Below are 2660 nucleotides of genomic sequence, written 5' to 3' on the forward strand. Positions count from 1 at the left end.
GAAGACGAACTGGCCGGCCAGTCCCGGCTGACCCGCGAGCTGCAGGATGACCTGCTGCGCACGCGGATGGTCGAGTTCGACAGCAGCCTGGGCGAGCGCCTGCACCGGGTGGTCCGCCAGGCCGCCCGCGAAAGCGGCAAGCAGGCCCAGCTCGAGATCCGCGGTGGCGGCGTCGAACTGGACCGCGCGGTGCTGGAGCGCCTGACCGGCGCCTTCGAGCACCTGCTGCGCAACAGCGTCGTGCACGGCATCGAGACGCCGGATGTCCGCCAGCAGGCGGGCAAGGCGCCGGTGGGCCGCATCGTGCTGAACCTGCACCAGGAAGGCAACGAGATCCAGGTCCGCTTCAGCGATGACGGCGCCGGCCTGAATCTGGCGCGCATCCGCGCCCGCGGCGAGAGCCAGGGCCTGATCCAGCCGGGTCAGGACCTGAACGACGCCCAGCTGATGGACCTGATCTACGAGCCGGGTTTCTCCACCGCCGAATCGCTGACCGAGATGGCGGGCCGCGGCGTCGGCATGGACGTGGTCCGCTCCGAAGTGAACACGCTCGGCGGCTACGTGCTGACGCAGTCCTCGCCGGGGCAGGGCGCCAGCTTCGAGCTGCGCGTGCCGCTGACGACGGCGCTGACGCAGGTCGTCGTGCTGCGCTACGGCGACCGCAAGGTCGCGGTGCCGGCCAGCCTGATGCTGTCGGTGCAGCGCCTGCCGGTCGAGACGGTCGAGCAGGCCTATGTCGACGGCGCGCTGATGGCCGCCGGCGAACGCATGCCCTTCTACTGGCTGGGCGGCCTGATGCACCACAGCGACCGCGGCGTCGCCCATGGCAAGACCCTGCCGGTGGCGCTGGTGCACAGCGCCCAGCAGCGCCTGGCGCTGCACGTCGACGAAGTGCTGGGCAACCAGGAAGTCGTCGTCAAGAACCTGGGCCCGCAGCTGATGCAGGTCCCGGGCCTGGCGGGCATCAGCCTGCTGGCCTCGGGCGATGTGGCGCTGATCTACAACCCGGTGGCGCTGGCCAACCGCTACGGCCATGCCGCGCAGCAGCGCGTGCACGACGCCGAGGCGGCCGCGCGCCAGGTGGTGGTCGAGGCGGCCACCGAGCAGCTCGCGCCGCTGGTGATGGTGGTCGACGACTCGCTGACCGTGCGCCGCGTCACCCAGCGCCTGCTGGAGCGCGAGGGCTACCGCGTGCTGCTGGCCAAGGACGGCCTGGATGCGATGGAGCGCCTGGCCGGCGAGGAATTGCCGCAACTGGTGCTGTCGGACATCGAGATGCCGCGCATGGACGGCTTCGACCTGGTCCGCAACCTGCGTGCCGACGCGCGTCTGGCGGGGCTGCCCGTGATCATGATCACGTCGCGCATCGCTCAGAAACACCGCGACTATGCACAACGGCTCGGAGTCGAGGATTACCTGGGCAAGCCCTATGACGAGGAGCACCTGCTCGGCCTGATCGCCCGATACACTTCGCACCATTCCGCCGGAAAGCCGGCGAGGGCGTAGCGTCCGGGCCCCCGGACCATCGGTGGTTGCCGGCGCCTGGATCCTCCCTCCACGCTGCAAACACCATGTCCGGGGTAGTCGACCATCTTGCCGAGCTGACGGGTTTCCGTGACCGCGACGTCATGGACGTCACCCTGGTCACCGCGCTGCGTGACCTGCTCAATGGCCCTGCGGCCGCCGTGGCGATCTATCGCTGCGTCGGCGAGCCCGGCCAGCAGCGCTGGCTGACGCGCGCCCGGCTGCACGCCGGCGACGCCGTCGCCACCGCCGACTCGCTCTGGGTCGATCCCGAGACCCTCCCCCGGCTGGCCGAGCATCCGCGCCGCCTCGAATGCCTGACGCAGCGCAGCGTGTTGCAGCAGCGCGAAAACAACGAGTGGGTGACGCTGTTCCCGCTGGCGACCGAACGCGACGTGGTCGGCGTGCTGGAGCTGCACACCGCGCGCCGGCTCAAGACCGAGGCGCAGCGCATGGTCAGCAGCGTGCTGCGGATCTATCACAACTTCCAGGGCCTGCTGGACTACAGCGAGCGCGACACGCTGACCGGCCTGCTGAACCGCAAGACCTTCGATGAGAGCTTCCTGAAGGCCGTCTCGGAGTTGCCGCTGCGGATCCAGGCCGAGGAGGCCAAGCCCGAGGAGCCCGGTCAGGACCGCCGCCATGCCGCGGTGCATCCACGCTACTGGATCGGCGTGATCGACATCGACCACTTCAAGTCGATCAACGACCGCTTCGGTCACCTGATCGGCGACGAGGTCCTGCTGCTGCTGTCGCGGCTGATGCGCAGCAGCTTCCGCTTCAACGACCTGCTCTATCGCTTCGGCGGCGAGGAGTTCGTCGTGCTGATGCGCTGCGAGGATGAACCCGACGCCGCGCACGCCTTCGAGCGCTTCCGCCTCAACACCGCCCAGTACGCCTTCCCGCAGGTCGGCCGCATCACGGTCAGCATTGGCTTCACGCAGATCCGCAGCGGCGACTCGCCGGCCGCGGCCTTCGAGCGCGCCGACAAGGCGGTCTACCACGCCAAGGGCGCCGGCCGGAACCAGGTGCAGAGCCACGCGACGCTGGTCGCGCAAGGCCGCATGGCCGAGGCCAGCCACCTCAGCGACGTCGAACTCTTCTGATCCCGTGAACAGGACCTGGCGCTGGACCGC

2 protein-coding genes are annotated in these 2660 nt (G+C 69.6%); both read left to right on the forward strand.

Annotated elements, in window-relative coordinates; translation table 11 throughout:
* Window positions 1-1506 (forward strand): response regulator (locus FUT87_RS17360; RefSeq protein WP_147241824.1); only part of this gene is annotated, 1506 nt, incomplete at its 5' end.
* Between the two features lie 65 nt (window positions 1507-1571).
* Window positions 1572-2630: a GGDEF domain-containing protein gene (locus FUT87_RS17365; RefSeq protein ID WP_091726952.1), complete on the forward strand. Its 1059-nt coding sequence runs from the start codon at window positions 1572-1574 to the stop codon at window positions 2628-2630.
* Window positions 2631-2660 lie beyond the last annotated feature (30 nt).

It is taken from the genome of Mitsuaria sp. TWR114 (assembly GCF_007997345.1).

Coding starts and splice junctions, on each gene's coding strand:
- FUT87_RS17365 (WP_091726952.1), top strand. CDS start 1,572: ATGTCCGGGGTAGTCGACCATCTTGCCGAGCTGACGGGTTTCCGTGAC.